The sequence below is a fragment of the Maritimibacter harenae genome, from assembly GCF_009882975.1.
In the GTDB taxonomy this organism is placed as follows: domain Bacteria; phylum Pseudomonadota; class Alphaproteobacteria; order Rhodobacterales; family Rhodobacteraceae; genus Maritimibacter; species Maritimibacter harenae.
In genome coordinates this window covers 1-230 of sequence record NZ_WTUX01000029.1, presented here as the reverse complement: position 1 = coordinate 230, position 230 = coordinate 1, and the positions used below count along the sequence as shown (strand labels likewise).

1 pseudogene is annotated in these 230 nt (G+C 64.3%); it reads left to right on the top strand.

Features of this window, described 5'->3' with window-relative positions:
• Nucleotides 1-230: pseudogene (locus tag GQE99_RS21640) on the top strand ((2Fe-2S)-binding protein); the annotation flags it as partial.

Genomic DNA, 230 nt, shown 5'->3' with positions numbered 1-230 from the left:
TGCGGACTGCGCTGCCTCTACCACGGCTGGAAGATGGATGTGGATGGCAACGTGGTTGCGATGTCTTCCGAACCGGAAGGCAGCCCCCTCATGGACAAGGTCAAAGCACGCGCCTACCCGGTGCGCGAGTGGGGCGGTTTCGTTTGGGCCTGGCTTGGCGACCGCGACGAGATGCCGGAGTTCCAGCCGCCGGCCTTCGCCCCCGAGGAAGACACGAAGGTTTCGATCCT